At 67.5% G+C, this 17031-nt stretch carries 12 protein-coding genes; 4 read left to right on the forward strand and 8 right to left on the reverse strand.

Going from position 1 to position 17031, the window contains the following annotated elements:
• Positions 1–51: 51 nt before the first annotated feature.
• Complete coding sequence (locus BW981_RS03070; RefSeq protein ID WP_076436074.1) at positions 52–372, reverse strand: 2Fe-2S iron-sulfur cluster-binding protein; 321 nt, start codon at positions 370–372, stop codon at positions 52–54.
• A gap of 118 nt (positions 373–490) precedes the next feature.
• The gene (locus BW981_RS03075) at positions 491–829 is read right to left on the reverse strand and encodes an Hpt domain-containing protein (protein WP_076436076.1); all 339 of its coding nucleotides are present in this window, start codon (positions 827–829) and stop codon (positions 491–493) included.
• A gap of 270 nt (positions 830–1099) precedes the next feature.
• Here BW981_RS03075 and BW981_RS03080 point away from each other — a divergent pair, with 270 nt between their 5' ends.
• Entirely contained in the window at positions 1100–7024 is a 5925-nt protein-coding gene (locus BW981_RS03080; RefSeq protein WP_139333593.1) for an apolipoprotein A-IV repeat region-like domain-containing protein, read from the forward strand.
• A 99-nt stretch (positions 7025–7123) separates the two neighbouring features.
• Here BW981_RS03080 and BW981_RS03085 read toward each other — a convergent pair whose 3' ends face one another.
• The 5 genes from BW981_RS03085 to BW981_RS03105 form a co-directional block, all read right to left on the reverse strand.
• Positions 7124–7831, reverse strand: coding sequence for a DNA helicase (locus tag BW981_RS03085; RefSeq protein WP_076436079.1), 708 nt, complete (start codon positions 7829–7831; stop codon positions 7124–7126).
• Between the two features lie 222 nt (positions 7832–8053).
• Positions 8054–8659, reverse strand: coding sequence for an ABC-type transport auxiliary lipoprotein family protein (locus tag BW981_RS03090; RefSeq protein ID WP_076436081.1), 606 nt, complete (start codon positions 8657–8659; stop codon positions 8054–8056).
• 1 nt (position 8660) lies between these two features.
• Positions 8661–9803, reverse strand: coding sequence for an MlaD family protein (locus tag BW981_RS03095; protein ID WP_076436083.1), 1143 nt, complete (start codon positions 9801–9803; stop codon positions 8661–8663).
• Between the two features lie 3 nt (positions 9804–9806).
• Entirely contained in the window at positions 9807–10640 is an 834-nt protein-coding gene (locus BW981_RS03100) for an ABC transporter ATP-binding protein (RefSeq protein ID WP_175624029.1), read from the reverse strand.
• A gap of 2 nt (positions 10641–10642) precedes the next feature.
• Complete coding sequence (locus BW981_RS03105) at positions 10643–11788, reverse strand: ABC transporter permease (protein WP_083712108.1); 1146 nt, start codon at positions 11786–11788, stop codon at positions 10643–10645.
• A 287-nt stretch (positions 11789–12075) separates the two neighbouring features.
• Between BW981_RS03105 and BW981_RS03110 the strand changes: the two genes are divergently transcribed.
• Positions 12076–12933 carry a hypothetical protein gene (locus BW981_RS03110; RefSeq protein WP_076436087.1) on the forward strand — a complete coding sequence of 286 codons (858 nt, stop codon included), beginning with the start codon at positions 12076–12078 and terminating at the stop codon, positions 12931–12933.
• A 119-nt stretch (positions 12934–13052) separates the two neighbouring features.
• Positions 13053–13817: an MBL fold metallo-hydrolase gene (locus tag BW981_RS03115; protein ID WP_076436089.1), complete on the forward strand. Its 765-nt coding sequence runs from the start codon at positions 13053–13055 to the stop codon at positions 13815–13817.
• Between the two features lie 2 nt (positions 13818–13819).
• Here BW981_RS03115 and otnK read toward each other — a convergent pair whose 3' ends face one another.
• Complete coding sequence (otnK, locus tag BW981_RS03120; protein WP_076436091.1) at positions 13820–15085, reverse strand: 3-oxo-tetronate kinase; 1266 nt, start codon at positions 15083–15085, stop codon at positions 13820–13822.
• A gap of 294 nt (positions 15086–15379) precedes the next feature.
• On the opposite strand from otnK, the gene BW981_RS03125 reads away from it, so the two are divergent.
• On the forward strand, positions 15380–16894 hold the full coding sequence (locus BW981_RS03125) for an ABC transporter substrate-binding protein (RefSeq protein ID WP_076436092.1): 1515 nt from the start codon (positions 15380–15382) through the stop codon (positions 16892–16894).
• Positions 16895–17031: the final 137 nt, after the last annotated feature.

Here is a 17031-nt window from a genome sequence, read left to right on the forward strand (position 1 = left end):
TGCCTGGTCGCTCCGCTCCGCGCAAAGCCGGGGATCCGGCCGAAGCCTCGTTCAGCCCTGTCGCTCGGGCGTGCGCACCACGAGTCCATCGAGCTCCGCCTTGATGCGGATCTGGCAGGAGAGGCGCGAATTCGGCCGGACGTCGAAGGCGAAGTCCAGCATGTCCTCTTCCATCGGCTCAGGGGTGCCGGTCTTTTCGACCCAGGCCTCGTCGACATAGACATGGCAGGTGGCGCAGGCACAGGCGCCGCCGCATTCGGCCTCGATGCCCGGCACTTCGTTGCGAATCGCCGTTTCCATCACGGTCGCGCCGATGTCGCCATCGACCGTGCGGCTCTGCCCATGGGCGTCGATATAGGTAATCTTCGGCATGTCGGACTCCGGCGAAACCGCTGCGCCCTGCCCTACCCTCCCGGGAGTAGGCCGCTACGGTTCCTCGGCTTAGAGCATTTCGAAGCGGCGCGGAACGTCCGGCCGCGCGAGGCCGCCCTCAGGCGGCGCAATCGAAGCGGCGGATTTCGGCGCGGGCCTCGGCGGCCGCCAGCGCGAGCGCGTCCATCGCCGACTCGGCGCGGCGCAGATCGGTGGCGGTCAGACTCGTCTCGATCAGGTCCGCGGCTTCGGCGACCTGCCAGGCGCCGATCGCACGGGCGGCTCCTTTAAGGCTGTGGGCGGCGTCGATGCGGGCCTTCGGGTCGGCGCTGGCATGGATGGTGCGCAGATGGGCCACGCATTGCTGGGCGAAGAGCATCAGCAATTCGCGCTCGAGTGACTGATCTCCACCGGTCTGGCGGGCGAGATGGTCGATATCGATCGGCTTTTGGGGCATGAAGATGACTCAGGGAGAACGCTGGAACGCAGGTCGGGCAGGCCGCGGCGGCGGCCTTTCCTCATTCTAGAAGCGCCTCGATGGTGAATGAGGCGTTAACGACGTTTGTGAATCGAGCGCTCAAATGGGTTTCCAAGGGTTGGGGGCTCCACTACCCTTCCAATTGGTAAACGATGGGCGCAGTGTCCGCGTCCGCTCCAGTCAGAGGCGGCTGGACGGACCGCGGCGGGCGTTGGCGGCCATCCGGAAGTAGCGTTGCGAGGCGGCATCATGAATCGACCGAAGAAGCTCCAGGATCCCACTGAAGCTGCGATGTCGGCCATCGAGGAGGCACTGCGCCTCGAGCAGCCCCAGGGCGCGACGGAGACTCCAGTCGAAACCGAGCCGCGGATGCCCGCGACAAGCGCGGACGATCTCAAGCTGGAGATGCCCCGCGTCGAGCCTGCAGCCGCTCCGCTCGCCCCGCCTCCGGCCACCCCGGCCCCGCCGCGCGCGACGATCGCGCCCGATACCAGCCGCGTCGCCAATGACGACCGCCGCGATTCGAGCTCGCTGGTGCAGGCTTTTTCGGTGCGCCCCTCGCGCAAGCCCTATTGGTTCGCCGGCCTTGCCTCGGTCGCCTGGCTCGGCGGCGCGGCCTTCGTGCTGCTTCACCGCTTTGGCTCCTTCAGTGACGGGCTGCCCGCGCCTGTCGCCGCCTTCGGCATTGGCGAATGGACGCTGCTCGCGCTGGCGACCGGTGCGCCGGTGGTCTTCTTCTTCGTGCTTGCCGCCCTTTATCGCCGCACGCAGGAGATGCGCCTGATCTCGCGCGCCATGACGGAGGTCGCGCTGCGACTCGCGGAGCCCGAGGTCGCGGGCGCGGATTCCGTCCTGTCCCTCAGCCAGACCATCCGCCGCGAGGTCGCGGCGATGGGGGATGGCATCGAGCGCGCCGTAGCGCGCGCCGGCGAGCTGGAAACCATCGTTCGAGGCGAAATCTCGACGCTCGAACGTGCCTATGCCGACAACGAGATCCGCCTGCGCTCGCTGATCGACGAGCTGATCACGCAGCGGGAGGCCGTCGTCGGCAATGCCGAGCGGGTCAAGCTGGCGATCAGCGGTGCCCATGAGGGCCTCGCCAAGGATCTCGACAGCGCCAGCCGTGCCATCGCCGACGCCGTCACCCAGGCGGGCGACCGCGTTACCGGCTCGCTGGGCGCCAAGGGCGACCAGATCACCCAGGCGCTCGGCCGCGCCGGCGAGCGCATGATCGAAGAGATCAGCGGCCGCAGCACGGATCTCGTGGAACGTCTCCAGGTCACGTCCGGCGAAGTGTCGGAGCGCCTGGCGGGCGCCAGCGAAAACCTCTCCACCATGCTGGACGGCCGGGCGCAGGAAATCGCGGCCTCGCTGGAAAAGACCGGCGCGACGATCACCGGCGGGCTCACTGCAGAGGCGCAGAACGTCACCCGCGCCATCAGCGAGACCGGGACTCAGATGGCCGAGACGCTGGCGGCCCGCGTCGAGACGGTCAACGACACTCTGAAAATGACCGGCGAGACGCTGGCGAAGGACATCTCCGAGCGCGGAGCCGAGGCCGCCGAGCGCTTCGAGACCAGCAGCCGCAGCATGGTCTCCCTTATCGAGAGCCAGAGCGAAGCCCTGCAGAAGCGCCTCTCGGAGGCCGGCGAGGCGCTGCGCAGCGCGCTGTCGGACGAGGGCGAGAGCGTCACCACCCGCCTTGCCGAGGTCGGCCGCGGCGTCAACAGCCTGCTCGCCCGCCAGAACGAGGCGATCACCACCCGTCTCAGCGAGGTCGGCGAGACGATCGGCGCGAGCATCGGCAGCCATGGCGAGACGCTGGTCGGCCGGCTGAACGAGACGGCGCGCACTGTCGACGACGTGCTGCGCGAGCGCAGCGAAGCAATCATCCTGCAGGTCACCGATGCCGGCGAGACGCTCGGCACCACCGTCGAGCGCCACGGCGAGGCGCTGACCGGCCGGATCACCGAGGTCGCGGACCGGGTCAACGGCTTGTTCAACGAGCATGGCGGCAAGCTGGTCTCCCGCCTCAACGAGACCGGCGAGACGGTGCATGGACTGCTGGATCGGCAGGCGGATGCGCTGGTCGGCCGGGTGTCGGGCGCGGGACAGGACCTCGCCCGCATCGTCGGCGAGCAGAGCGACAGCGTCGTCGCCCGTGTTTCGGGCGCCGGCGCGGACGTCGCGAAGCTGCTGGAGGAGCGCAGCGAGGCCCTCGTCGCCAGCGTCTCCGGCGCAGTGAATGCGGTCGAGACGCGCCTGCGCGACGAGAGCGACGTGCTGGTCGGCCGCCTCAGCCAGGCGGGCCAGGAGGTCAGCCGTGTCGTCAGCCATGAGAGCGAGCGGATGATCGCCGGTCTGACCGAGACCGGCGAGCGCGTCAGCGCCCTGCTCGAGGAGCAGTCCGGCGCGATGACCGTGAAGGTTTCGCAGGCGGGCCTCGAGATCAAGGACCTCCTCGGCGAGGAGAGCCAGGCGGTCGCCGCCCGCATTGCCGATGTCGGCCGCTCCGTCCACGGCATCCTGTCGGAGCGCAGCGGCGCCCTGATCAGCCGCCTCGCCGAGACCGGCGAAAGCATCGACCAGAAGCTCGACGAGCGCGGCCTTGCCCTGGCCAACCGGATCACCGGCACCGTCGAGAGTGCGCGCGCCGCGCTCGAGGAGCAGCAGGCGGCCTTCCTCGCCAGCGTCGGCGAGACCGGCGACAAGGTCGCCGGCCTGCTCGACGGGCAGCGCGAGACTTTGGTGCGTGGGCTCGCCGAAACCGGCCGCGAGGTCCACAGCATGCTGGGTGAGCAGAGCGAGGAACTCGCTCGCCGCATGAATGACGCGACGCGCAGCCTCGCCACAACGATCAACGTCGATGGCCGACAGGTCGCCGACCGCGTCTCGGCCGCGACGCAGGAATTGCGCGAGACCTTCACCGTGCATGCCGATGAGGCGCGCACGATGCTCGCCGGCACCGGCCGCGAGATCGTGATGGCGCTGACCCAGCAGGGCGGGCGCGTCAACGAGGCCCTGTCGGCCAACGCCGAGTCGATGCTGCGCTCGGTCGAGGGCCGCGCCCAGGCGCTGACGGAAGCTCTCGCCAGCCGCCATGACGCACTGATCAAGCTCTTCGACGAGCGCGGCGGCGCCATCGAGTCGACGCTGGGCGCTCGCATCGCGTCACTCACCGAGCTGTTCGACTCGCAGGGCCGTGTCGTCGAGACCGGGCTTGCGGAACGCCTGGCTGTGTTCGAGGACCTGATCGTCGAGAAGGGCGGCGCCCTGACGGCGAAGATCTCGGTCGACGCCCGAGCTCTGACGGAAGCGCTGAACACCGGTATCGCGCAGGTCGAGAAGCTGATCTCGGAAGACGGCGTCACGCTCGCCGACAAGGTCGGCACCCGCGCGCTGGAAGCGGCGGAGTTGCTCGCCCATCGAACCCGCCAGGCAGCGGATTCGATGGAAGACCAGATCAAGCTGTTCGAGGAGCGCTCCGGCGCGAAGAGCACCGAGATCGCCGGTGCCCTCGACAACCTCATCGCCCGCATGGATGGCAGCCTGGGCGCCCGCGCCACCGCCCTGAACGAGGCGCTGGTCGAGCGGACGGTCGACATCGCCCGCGTGCTCGCCGAGGGCGGCCGCGAGGTCACCCGCGCGCTCGCGGCCAAGGCCGACGAGATCGGCGAGGTCGTCACCTCCAAGAGCGAATCGCTGACCCGCACGCTCTCGGACAAGGCCGACACGATCAACGCCACGCTCGGCGGCCGTGCGCTGCAGATCGCCGATACGCTCGACCAGAGCGTGGCGCGCTTCGAGGACCGCGTCGTCGGCCGGCTCGACACCGTCTCCCATACGCTCGACACCCGTGGCGAAGAGATCGCAACCGCCCTGCAAGGTCGCTCGGAAGCGATCGCGGCCGCGCTCGCCGAGCGGGCGCAGGAACTGCGGACCCTGTTCGACGTCAACGGCAACGGCGTCGTCTCGGCGCTGGCGGAGCAGAGCGAGGCGATCGCCGCCGCACTCGACCAGCGCGCAGAGCATCTGCGCACCCTGTTCGACGACCGGGGCCTCGGCATCGTCGCCGCGCTCGGCCGCCGCGGCGACGCGATCTCGCAGGCGCTCGACCAGCGCAGCGAGCAGTTGCGCGTCCTGTTCGAGGACAAGGGCACGGGCATCGTCGATGCCCTGCGCGCCCAGGGCCTGTCCGTCACCAGCACGATCGAGCAGCAGACCGATGCGCTGCGTGCCCTGCTCGACGCCAAGAGCGACGGCTTGGGCGACAAGCTCGGCCATCACGGGGAGGCCATCTCGTCGATCATCGACGAGCGGACGGACGCGCTGCGCGCGGTGTTCGACAGCAAGGGCAGCGGCATCATCGAGGCCTTCAACGAGCGCGGCGAGGCGATCTCGGCCGAACTCGCCAGCGTCGGCGACAGCGTCGTTCGGGCACTGCAGAGCCGGGGCGATGCCATCATCACCGGCGTCCGCGACCGCGGCTTCGCGATCGCCAATGCGGTGGAGAGTTCCTCGAAGGAGTTGCGCGAGACGCTGGAAAACGGCTCGCGCCAGTCGATCGAGGCGCTGGTCGGCACCAACGAGCAGCTTCGCGAAGAGCTGGGCGGCATGCTCGGGCGCCTCGGCGAGGCCAACAAGCTGATGCAGCAGATCGTCAACGGCGCGAACCGCAATCTCGCCGCCGTCGAGAGCAGCCTGTCGACCCGCGTCGGCGAACTGCAGGGCGTGATCGGCACCGTCATGGAAGAGGCCAATCGCACCTCGCAGCAGGTTTCGGCGCAGATTGCCGAGCTCAAGAGCTTCTCGGAAGGCACGCTGCGCGAGGCGGCCGCTCTCGCCGAGCGGATCGGTGACGGGAGCACCACGCTCGACGACGCCTCGCAGGCGGGCGCAGCCGCGCTCGGCGCGGTTCTCGGCCGGCTGGAGCAGGTCGAGGCACGGGTCGGCAAGACGCTCTCCGAGCGCCGTGAGGCGCTTGAGCATCTGCATGGCCTGATCGGCAGCCGCACGGACGATGTCGAGGCGATCACGCGCTCCTTCGCGCAGATGATCGACGAGTCGCTCGGCACCGCCGAGGCGCGGGCGCGCCAGATCGGCGCCGTCCTGTCGGACTCGGCCGAGGCCACGACCGGCGCCATCGCCCAGCAATTCGAGACGATCCGGGCGGCAACCGGCCAGGAGCGCGAGCGCACTGCCGAGGCGCTGCGTGCGGCCTACTCGGAGGTCACCGCGGAGATCGGCGGCGAACTCGCCAAGGTCACCGAGCGCTTCCAGAAGGCGGCGCAGGACATGCGGGGCGTCACCGCCGGGATCCAGCGCGAGCTGGAGGTCACGCGCGCCGAGCTGAAGCGCGGCGTGCTCGAAATGCCGCAGGAAGCTCAGGAATCGACCGCTGCGATGCGCCGCGTCGTGGCCGAGCAGATCAAGGCGCTGAACGATCTCACCGAGATCGTCACCCGCGCCGGGCGCCGCGGCGATGTCTCGCTGCCGGTCGACCAGGCCCCGCGCCGGCCGGCGACCGCCGCCCTTGCGCAGCCTGCCCCGGCAGCGCCCGCCTTCGTTGCCCCCGCACCCCAGCCGCAGCAGCTCGCGGCCGAGGAGCCGCTGTTGAGGCCCTCGCTCGATGCAGCGCCCGCGCCCGCTCGGACGGATGCTGCCCCGCAGCGCGTAGAGGCGAAGCCGGCATCGCGCCCGGCTCCAGCCGTGGAGACCGCCCGGCGTCAGCCGGAGCAGCAGCAGCCCGGCAAGGCGGGTTGGCTCTCGGACCTGCTGACCCGCGCCTCGCGGGAGGACAAGGCGCCGGAGACGTCGAAGCCGACTGCACATTCGATCGAGAAGCTCGATTCGCTCTCTGTCGACATCGCCCGGATGATCGATCATGACGCGGCGGTGGAGCTGTGGGATCGCTACAAGCGCGGCGAGCGCAACGTGTTCACCCGGCGGCTCTACACGCTGCAGGGCCAGCAGACCTTCGACGAGATCCGCCGCAAATACCGGCGCGATACCGAGTTCAAGGACACGGTGGACCGTTACATCGACGAGTTCGAGCGCCTGCTCGGCGAAGCCGCGAAGGACGACCGGGACTCGATGGTGGCGAAGACCTATCTCACATCGGAAACCGGCAAGGTCTATACCATGCTGGCCCATGCCAGCGGGCGCTTCGAATAAGCGCCCTGCCCTCACCGACAAGAAAGGCCGCCCCGAAGGGCGGCCTTTTGCATTTTGGAGCCCGGCATCCTTCTTGAGGCGCCTGGGGCCTTCACGCACTCAGGCGGCGGCCGGCATCCGGATCTCGCCCCCCTGCACGAAGAAGGCCTTGTCGAACAGGCCGGTCTCGACGGGATTCGGCAGGCGCAGATCGCCGAGATCCGGAAACGGCTTGGTCGCGGGATCGTAGCGGCGGTCGATCTGGGAGAGGAAGACCAGAACCACCCCCTTGGCCCGCGCGAACGTCCTGAGGCTGCGCAACTGCTGGTCAAGGACCGGCTTTTCGCGCCTCTGATCGAGCAACTGCAGATAGTCGACGATAGCCACAGAGCCGGAAGGCGCGAAGCCCAGTGCGCCTTCGATATGATCCGCCGCGATCAGATCGGAGCCGTCGAAATGCAGAAGCGCATTCGCCGGCGGAGCGATGCCGAGCAGCTTCAACCGGCTCTCGAAATCGGCCAGCGTGTATTCCAGCGAGAAAAAGAAGCTGCGGCGACCGGATCGGCTTGCTTCGATGGCGAGCAGGATGCCCGCGACCGTCTTGCCTTGTCCCGGCCGGCCTGCGAGCAGCACCATCTCACCAGGGCTGAGGGACCCAAGCAATGCGCCGGCCATGTCGGCGGGATTTCGCGCGACGAGCAGGCTCCAGTTCCGATAGCCCTCCGCAGCGGCAATGCGGTCGAGCGCCTGATGCAAGGGAATCTGCTCCTTGCGGTGCAGCGCCCTGGCCTTGCGTTTGAGATGATGAATCGATGCGGACAGCGTCATGCGAGACCTCCTATCGCGGGCCGGCAGCGCAATCCCTCCTCATGCATGCGCCCGAACAGTCGGTCGGATGATCACAGCTCTGTCCGGTCGGACTTCCCCGGTGGAGGGGGGCGGCTCGAGACAAGCCTTGAATCGCTCATAGCCGATTCGCCGCAGACCAGAAATCCGCAGCGGCGGCGCAGGCGGCTTTCGCCTTCGCGCGGCTATGTTCGAACGGGACGCTCAGCGCGCCCAGCGCACGATCTCGATCAGCACCTGCGAGAGCGCGGCGTTCAGCGCCTGGGTCGCCCCCACACCGTCGATCGCGCCGGCCGGCACGCGGGCGGTAAACAGCTTGGCGCGCTGGATCTTGCCGCTGGCATCGCCGACGATCTTGGCAGTGATCTCGACCACCGCAGCGCCGGACGCCGCATCGATGTTGAAGCTGCGAATGTCGGTCAGAAGCTGCGCGGTCGGCGTCACGCGCTGGTCGGGCGATGAGACCGAGGCGATGCGTCCCGCATTCTCGAAGGTCTGGATCAGGCGGGTCTGCACCAGCGCCGGCACGGTGTCGGCCCATTGGGCGCCGCCGACGAAGGAGAGCGCGCCGCTCGAATCCTTGACGATGACGCGATCGGAATCGAAGGCCTGGACCGTCGTCGGCCGGGCGACAACGAGCGTCGCACCCGAACCGCTGAGCCGGCCGAAGCCGCTCGGAGCCGTCAGATCGAAGGTCGTCGGCGCGGCCCCGCCGCCGCAGCCCGCGAGCAGCAGCGACGCCGCCAGCACAAGCCCGGACATTGCGGCACCGCCTGCGCGCGAAGGCTTCTTCGGGGCCTTGTCGATCATGCTAGCGGGCTCCGTTGTATTGGGGCAGCGGCGGCTTGCCGCCGAAGATGAGCTGTTGCGGGTTGCGCTCCAGGCTGCGCAGCGTGCGATTGATCTCCGTCAGCACCCGCTTGGCGTCCGAAACCGTGGAATCGACGTTGCGCAAACCGACGCCGGTGAAGCGATTGATCCCAACCGAGATCTCCGCGGTGCGCTTGTCGAGGTTGTCGGCGAGCACGCGGATCGACTTCGCCGCGTCGGAGATTTCGTTCAGCGCGCTGCGTCCGTCCGGTCCGGAGGCGGTATTCAGGAAGGACTGGACGCTCTTCAGCACGCCCTCGACCTGATCGGCGGCGCGGTTGATCTTGTCCGTGATGGAGGCGACATTGTTGACGGCGCGCTGCGTATCGGCGCTGGAATTGCCGAGCGCGGCGGTGAACTTGTCGACGTTGTCGACGATGTCGGTGATCTTCCGGCGATCGACCGACTTCACCACCTCGGTCAGCTCCTCGCTGAGCGTCTGAAGCTTCTGCGACAGCGGCTGGATCGTCTCGGCGACATTACCGAAGCTCGCCATCAGCTTGTCGAGCCCGTCCGAGTTCTTGCCAAGCGCCTCGGAGAATTTCTCGACGTTCCGGACGGTGTTGTTGATCGGCCCGGCGTTCTGCTTGATCAGCCCATCCAGCGAGCCGAGCATGCCATCCGCCTTCTGCGCGACATTGCGGACGGTCTCGAGGATGTCCTGCAGCTCCGAGCGTTCGGCGATGATGGTCGCCATCGGCTCGCCGGGTTTCGCCTTCAGGGGCGGCGCTTCGGGATCGCCACCGATGAGCTGGAGTGCCACCACGCCGGCAAGGCCCTGCGCCTCGATGCGCGCGCGGGTATCGACGCGCACCGGTGTCGTCGCATTGACAGAGATCACGGCGTAGATGCGGCGCGGGTCGTCGGGCTGGAGCTCGATGGTCGACACCTCGCCGACGCGCAATCCGTTGAAGAGCACGCTGGAGCCGCGGCCGAGGCCCGTCACCGAGCCGGTGAAGATGACGCGGACATTCTCCTTGCGGCCCGATCCGCCGGCATTGAACCAGTAGACGAAGCCGAAGGCCGCCGCGAGAACCGCGAGGGTGAAGAGGCCGACGAGAGCGTAATTCGCGCGCGATTCCATGGGCTAGCCGTTCTGCTCCCGTTTCCCGGACGGTTTCCGGGCCGTCGCTCGCTCACCACCGAAATAGGCCTTCAGCCAGGGATGGTCGGACTTCAGCATCGTGTCCAGCGGTCCGACCGCAATGACCTTCTTGTCCGCAAGCGCGGCGATTCGGTCGCAGGCATCATAAAGGCTGTCGAGATCGTGGGTTACCATGAACACCGTCAGGCCGAGCGTCTGCTTCAAGGTCATGATGAGGGCGTCGAACTCGGCCGCGCCGATCGGATCGAGGCCGGAGGTCGGCTCGTCGAGGAAAACGATCTCGGGATCGAGCGCCAGCGCGCGTGCCAGCGCGGCGCGCTTGATCATGCCGCCCGACAATTCGGAGGGCACCTTGTCGGCCGCGTCCGGCGGCAGGCCGACGAGGTCGAGCTTCACCATCGCCAACGCATCGAGCAGGTCCGGCGAGAGCTTGAGATATTCCCGCATCGGCACCTGGATGTTCTGCTTGACGGTCAGCGCCGAGAACAGCGCGCCTTGCTGGAACATCACTCCGAAGCGACGCTCGAGCACGCGCCGCTGCGGACCCGAGAGCTTGTCGACATTCTCGCCGAAGACCTCGATGGTGCCGCGCTGCTGGCGCACAAGGCCGAGGATGGTGCGGGTCAGCACCGACTTGCCCTGCCCCGAACCGCCGACGAAGCCGAGGATTTCGCCGCGCATCACGTCGAGATCGAGCCCGTCCATGATGACCTTGTCGCCGAAGGCCACCTTGAGATCGCGCACGCGGATCACCGCCTCCGGCTCCTGTGCCCGGCCCTCGTGGCCGCGGGTCGTGAGGTCGTCGATTTCCTCCATCGTCAAAACTCGATCGACGCAAAGAAGATGGCGAAAAGGCCGTCGACGACGATGACCATGAAGATCGCCTTGACCACCGAGGCCGTGACCTGGCGGCCAAGCGATTCGGCGGAGCCCTTCACCGCAAGCCCCTCGATCGAGGCGATCAGCCCGATGACGAATGCCATGAAAGGCGCCTTGATCAGGCCGACAGCGAAGTGCTTCCAGGTGATGACCGACTGGAGCCGGGCCAGGAAGGTGTCGAGTCCGATGCCGCCATAGAGCCAGGCGACGAGCCCCGCGCCGGTCAGACCGGCCATCGAGGAGATGAATGTGAGGATCGGCAGGGAGATGATCAGCGCCAGGATGCGCGGCACCACCAGCACCTCGATCGGGTCCAGCCCCATCACCCGGAGCGCGTCGATCTCCTCGCGCATCTTCATCGAGCCGATCTCGGCGGTGAAGGCCGAGCCGGAGCGGCCAGCGATCATGATCGAGGTCAGCAGCACCGAGAGCTCGCGCAGCACGAGGATACCGGTGAGATTGACGACGAAGGCCGTCGCGCCGAACTGCTGGAGCTGGAAAATGCCCTGCTGGGAGACGATGCAGCCGACGAGGAAGGAGATCAGCATGATGATCGGCGCGCCGTTGAAGGCGATCAGCTCGATCTGATTGACCAGCGAGGGGCCACGGAACTTGCGCGGGCCCAGAACCACGGCCGCCGATCCGACGATGACTTCGCCGAGGAACATCGCGCCGCCGACCATATCGCGCCCGAAGCGCACCACCGCTTCGCCGATATTGGCGAGCAGGCCGATCATGCTCACATGGTCGTGCCGACTCGGCTCGTCCTCGTCATGGACATGCACCTCCGACAGCAGGATCTCGTGCTCGCGTCGGCGGCTGACGATCTCGACCGCGCGCCCTTCGCGCTCCTGGCGCGACTTCAGACGGTTGAGAATATAGGCGCCGAGCGTGTCGAGCCGGGAGACATCCGAAAGATCCAGCCGCGCACGCCCCGAATCAGGGATGCGCCCGACGATCTCGGCTACGAGCTTCTCGAGGCGCGGCGCGCGGTCGGCACTCCAGGAGCCCGCCAGCGCCACAGCCAGCGTCCCGTGGTCGTCACGGAGGATCGCCTGCGGTTCTGCCGCGTCAACGCTCGGCATAGGCTTTTGATATCCCTCACCCATACCGTCGGCTTCGCCGCGGCACCGTCCCTGCGTCGAAATCCACCCCTTATGTCCTGTATTGCCGTGGGCATCGCGGTTGGCAAGCGGCGGGCCGCCCGCGCCCGCCGTTCCTACCCTACCGTTGCGCTTCGGCCATATCCGAACGCGTCCGAAGACTCCGTGCCGCGCGGCAACGCAGCAATTCCTTAATCAGTCACGCATCAGGCTGGCCCCGTCGAACGGAAACCGGCCCGTGATTCGGGCCCTGCGAAGGCAAGACGGTAATGAGCGATGCTCGCTCCCTGACTCCCCTCAGTCAGGCGGATTACGAGGCCATCGAGGCCGCCGTCATGGAAACGGCGCGTGGGCGCTGGTTCATGGCCGAATATGCCAAGCGAAACCGCCAGGCCGATACGCAGCAATTGCTCACCGCGATCGGCCGGATCGAACGCGTGGTCGGTCTCGGCGTCCAGGAGACGTCGCGGGAAGACAATCTGCTCGATGCGGCGGCCCTGATCCATGACCTGCGCTCCGACCTGGAGCGGATCAGCGGGCGCAGCGAAGATCGCGCGTCCGGGCTCGCCGCCCAGATCGAGCAAGCGGCCGGCACCGTCACGATGGCAACCGAGAGCATCCAGGAGGTCGCGTGGACCCTGCGGGAGGCCGGCGCCGAGGAGCTGCTTTGCGACACGCTGGACCACCGCACCACTGAGATCGCCGGTGCGATCGCCATCATCGACGGCCTCTCGCAGCGCGTGGACAAGATCGCCGACACCATCGCCATGCTCGACACCAGCCTGCGGGCCTTCGGCGAGGTATCCTATACGTCCAGCTCGACCTTTTTCGATCTCGACGATCTTACGGTGCGCAAGGCGCCATCCGTCGGGATGCCGGAGATCGCGCCGCTCCCCGTGGTGGCAGTCGCCCCTCTCAGGACTGCGGCAGAGCCGGAAGAAACGACGGAAGGCTCCGCACCCGAGGAGCGCATGGCTACCATCGAATTCCTTGACGACGATCTCGTCCTGGTCGAGCCAGCGGCCGGCGTCCCGGCTGGGCCCCCCGTATCGCCGCGCCAGTCGGAAATCGGCCTCGCGGAAATCGATGCGATGCCGGCCGATCGCAAGCTCGCCTATTTCGCCTGATAGCGGCGGCGGGACCGGCCCGTCGCGTCACGCCAGCGTGCGGAGGGCTTCACAAATCGGAACTGGCCAGGGGCGATACCGGCGGGAAGAATGAGCATTCACCCCGGAGACAGCCGCCCATGAAGCTCAAACTGATCCGCAACGCGACGCTCAGGCTGGATTACGCCGGCCGTACCATCCTGATCGATCCCGATCTCGGTGCCCCGGCGAGCCGGCGCTCCTTCACCGGACGCGCGCAGAACCCGATGGTGCCGCTGCCGGAGCCGATCGAGGCGATCACCGCGGAGGTCGATCTCGTCATCATTTCGCATCTGCATGCCGACCATTTCGATGAAACGGCCAAGCAGGTTCTCCCGAAGGACCTGCCGGTCATCTGCCAGCCTGGTCAGGAACAGGTGCTGGCCGAGGCCGGCTTCAGGGACGTGACGCCGGTCGATTGTTATCTGCGATTGGGACCTATCGTGCTGAAGCGCCATCCAGCACAACATGGCACCGGTGCAGTCGTCGCGACCATGGGCCCGGTGATGGGATTGAGCTTCGAGGCGCCCGGCGAGCCGACGCTCTATTGGTGCGGAGACAGCGTGCTCTATCCGCCGCTGCGGGACGCGATCGCTGCGACACGCCCCGACGTGATCGTCAGCCATTCCGGCGGAGCCATGTGGGACGGCGCGCTGATCATCATGGATGCGGCGCAGACGATCGAGCTGGCCAGTGAGTTTCCGCAGGCCAGGGTAATCGCGACGCATCTGGAAGCGCTCGACCACTGCACCGTCAGCCGCGCCGAGCTGCGCAAGGCGGCCAAGGAGCATGGGATCGACAGCCGGCGCCTGTTGATCCCAGCCGATGGCGAGACGCTGGAGATGGACGTGCCCCCCCTCGCCTAACCTCAGCGCAGCAGGTCCCACGCCTTCACGAAGAAGTCCGGGGCTCCGAAATTGCCGGATTTGAGCGCAACGACCAGTTCGGGCCCATCGATGACGCGGGTCCAGGGCACGCCAGGGTCGATCTCGGGGCCGATCTCGAGTGTCCTGATGCCAAGGCCGAGCACGACGGCCCCGGAGGTCTCGCCGCCGGCAACGAGCAGGCGCGTCACGCCGGCATCGACGAGCCTGCGCGCGATTTCGGCGAAAGCCTCCTCGACGACGGCGCCCGCCTTCTCGCGGCCAAGCTTCTCCTGAACGGCCGAGACCTCCGCCGGGTCGTCGCTCGAATAGAGCAGGAAAGGCGCGTCCGCCGGCTGCGACAAGGCCCAGTCGGCGAGGGCGACTGCGTTCAGCTCGCCGCGGGCCAGCTCCATCGGATCGATCTTCCGTGCCGGATAACCGGCGGCGAGCGCCGCTCTGATCTGCTCGCGGGTGGCCGCCGAACAGCTTCCCGAGAGGATGCCTGCCCGGCCGTGGGGCGGCTTCAATCGCTCGGGCGCGGCTCGCTCCGGCAGCAGCCCGGCGCGCCGGAAATTCTGCGGCAAGCCCATGGCGATGCCGGAGCCACCAGTCAGCAGGACGTGCTCGGACACGGCGTGGCCGAGCGTCATCAAATCCTCATTGGTCAGCGCATCGGTGACGGCATAGCGCATGCCCTTGGCCTGCAAGGCCGCGAAGCCGGCCTTCACCGCGCCCGGGCCGGCGAGCACCGTCGCATAATCGACGAGGCCGACGACGCCCTTCGCCTGGGCACCCATCAGCCGCATGAGATTGGAATCGCGCATCGGCGTCAGCGGATGGTCCTTCATCGAGCTCTCGTGCAGGGGCACCGAGCCGACAAAGAGGTAGCCCTGATAGATCGAGCGGCCATTGGCAGGGAAGGCCGGGCAGACGATGGCGAAATCGGTTCCCAGACGCTGCATCAGTGCATCGGCGACGGGACCGATATTGCCCTGCGCCGTCGAATCGAAGGTCGAGCAGTATTTGAACAGGATCTGGCTGGCCCCGGCCGCCAGCAGAGCGTCACAGGCGGCCAGCGAATCCGCAACGGCTTCCGCGACGGGGGTGGTGCGCGATTTCAGGGCGACAACGACCGCGTCCGCCTCCGGCAGCGCCCAGCCCGCCGGGGGCACGCCGATGACCTGGACGGTCCGCATGCCGGTTCGGTTCAGCATCAGCGCGACATCGGTCGCGCCAGTCATGTCGTCGGCGATCACGCCCAGCAGCATCGTTCACCCTCCGCGGTCTTTGCCCGCCGCATCTCGTTGTAGCGGGCGAAAGAGACCGGCGCGACCATGGGTGGCGCATCGGACCCTTCCGCCGCATCATGTCCGTGGCGACCGGCCGAGGGAACTTCTGCCCAACGGACGGGCACTCCCGGCGCAATTTTGACGCTGAGCCGAGTCGACCTCGGTGCGAAACTGAGGCAACTTCGTTCCGGGAGGAACGATTTCAGGAGCCGCGAGGGCGACCCTCGCCGAAAACAAGGCCCGTCTCGTTCCATTGATCGTCGGAGGACAAGCATGAAGCTCGCTCGGATTTGGGTTTCCGCCGCCGCGCTCGCACTGGCGACGCTGCACTTCGGAGCCGCCAAGGCGCAGACGCCCTCGACCCTGCGGATCGGTCTGCAGGAAGACCCCGACATGCTCGATCCGCACAAGGCGCGCACCTTTGTCGGCCGCATCGTCTTCATGGGGCTGTGCGACAAGCTGCTCGACATCACAGCCGAGCTGAAGCCGGTGCCGCGACTCGCCACCGGATGGAGCTTTTCCCCGGACGGGCTGACGCTGACGATGAAGCTGCGCAGCGACGCCAGGTTCCACGATGGCGAGCCCTTCAACGCGGAGGCCGCCAAGGCCAATCTCGACCGCGCCCGCACCCTGCCCGACTCCCTGCGCAAGTCGGAACTCGCCTCGGTCGACAGCGTAGAGGCGCCGGATGCCGCCACGCTCGTGCTCAAGCTCAAGCGGCCGGACGCGACGCTGATCTCGCAGCTGACCGACCGCGCCGGCATGATGCTCTCGCCCAAGACGCTCTCCGGCGATGTCGGCGCCAAGCCGGTCTGCTCGGGCCCGTACAAGTTCGTCGAGCGGGTCCAGAACGACCGCATCGTGCTGGAGAAGTTCAAGGAGCACTGGGAGGCCGACAAATACGGCTTCGACCGGGTGATCTACCGCGCGATCCCCGACACCACGGTGCGGCTGGCCAATCTGCGCTCGGGCGAGCTCGACATGCTGGAGCGGCTGGCGCCGACCGATGTGAAGTCGGCGCAGGGCGACAAGGCGCTCAAGGTTCTGAGCATGCCGAACCTCGGCTACCAGGGCATCACCATCAACACCAACAACGGCGAAGCCGCCAACCAGCCAATGGGCAAGGACAAGCGGGTCCGGCAGGCGTTCTCGCTCTCCATCGACCGCAAGGTGCTGAGTCAGGTCGTGTTCGAGGGGCTCTATGCGCCGATGAACCAACCCTTCAACCCCGGCAACGCCTTTGTGGACAGCGCTTTCCCGGTGCCTGAGCGCGATGTCGTAAAGGCCAAGGCTCTGCTGAAGGAGGCCGGTCAGCCCAAGGTGTCGGTCGAGCTCTTCGTCACCAACAATCCCGTCGATACGCAGGTCGGCCAGGTGGTGCAGGCGATGGCGCAGGAGGCCGGCATCGACGTGCAATTGCGCTCGACCGAATTCGCCAGCCAATTGCGCGACCAGCAGCAGGGCAAGTTCCAGATGAGCCGCATCGGCTGGTCCGGCCGCACCGACCCTGACGGCAACATCCACCCCTTCGTCACCAGCAAGGGCAACCAGAACGATGGGAAATACGCCAATCCGCAGGTCGACAAGCTGCTCGACGAGGCGCGCACGATCTACGACCCGGCCGAGCGCAAGAAGCGCTACGACGCCGCGCAGGCGATCCTCCAGGACGAACTGCCGATCGTCTATCTCTATAACCAGACGGTCTTCTTTGCCCTGCGCTCCAACATCGACGGCTTCGTGATCAACCCGGACGGGCTGATCCGGCTTGCCGGGCTGAAGCGGAAGTGACGACCGCCGGGACGCTGCAAGCCGCAGAGTCATCCCGGGCGGCCGGAGGCCGGCCCGGGATCCGTCTCACAGCGGTGCGCCCTGTGATGGATCCCGGAGTTCGGCTTCGCCCCATCCGGGATGACGGTGCGGTTGCG

The sequence above is a fragment of the Allobosea sp. TND4EK4 genome, assembly GCF_900156025.1.
Lineage (GTDB): Bacteria > Pseudomonadota > Alphaproteobacteria > Rhizobiales > Beijerinckiaceae > Allobosea.

What these genes read in the sequence shown, in the direction of transcription:
- BW981_RS03095 (WP_076436083.1), bottom strand. Translation starts at nt 9,803, where the DNA reads ATGGAATCGCGCGCGAATTACGCTCTCGTCGGCCTCTTCACCCTCGCG.
- BW981_RS03075 (WP_076436076.1), bottom strand. Translation starts at nt 829, where the DNA reads ATGCCCCAAAAGCCGATCGATATCGACCATCTCGCCCGCCAGACCGGT.
- BW981_RS03080 (WP_139333593.1), top strand. Translation starts at nt 1,100, where the DNA reads ATGAATCGACCGAAGAAGCTCCAGGATCCCACTGAAGCTGCGATGTCG.
- BW981_RS03105 (WP_083712108.1), bottom strand. Translation starts at nt 11,788, where the DNA reads ATGCCGAGCGTTGACGCGGCAGAACCGCAGGCGATCCTCCGTGACGAC.
- BW981_RS03070 (WP_076436074.1), bottom strand. Translation starts at nt 372, where the DNA reads ATGCCGAAGATTACCTATATCGACGCCCATGGGCAGAGCCGCACGGTC.
- BW981_RS03110 (WP_076436087.1), top strand. Translation starts at nt 12,076, where the DNA reads ATGAGCGATGCTCGCTCCCTGACTCCCCTCAGTCAGGCGGATTACGAG.
- BW981_RS03090 (WP_076436081.1), bottom strand. Translation starts at nt 8,659, where the DNA reads ATGATCGACAAGGCCCCGAAGAAGCCTTCGCGCGCAGGCGGTGCCGCA.
- BW981_RS03085 (WP_076436079.1), bottom strand. Translation starts at nt 7,831, where the DNA reads ATGACGCTGTCCGCATCGATTCATCATCTCAAACGCAAGGCCAGGGCG.
- otnK (WP_076436091.1), bottom strand. Translation starts at nt 15,085, where the DNA reads ATGCTGCTGGGCGTGATCGCCGACGACATGACTGGCGCGACCGATGTC.
- BW981_RS03100 (WP_175624029.1), bottom strand. Translation starts at nt 10,640, where the DNA reads ATGGAGGAAATCGACGACCTCACGACCCGCGGCCACGAGGGCCGGGCA.
- BW981_RS03115 (WP_076436089.1), top strand. Translation starts at nt 13,053, where the DNA reads ATGAAGCTCAAACTGATCCGCAACGCGACGCTCAGGCTGGATTACGCC.
- BW981_RS03125 (WP_076436092.1), top strand. Translation starts at nt 15,380, where the DNA reads ATGAAGCTCGCTCGGATTTGGGTTTCCGCCGCCGCGCTCGCACTGGCG.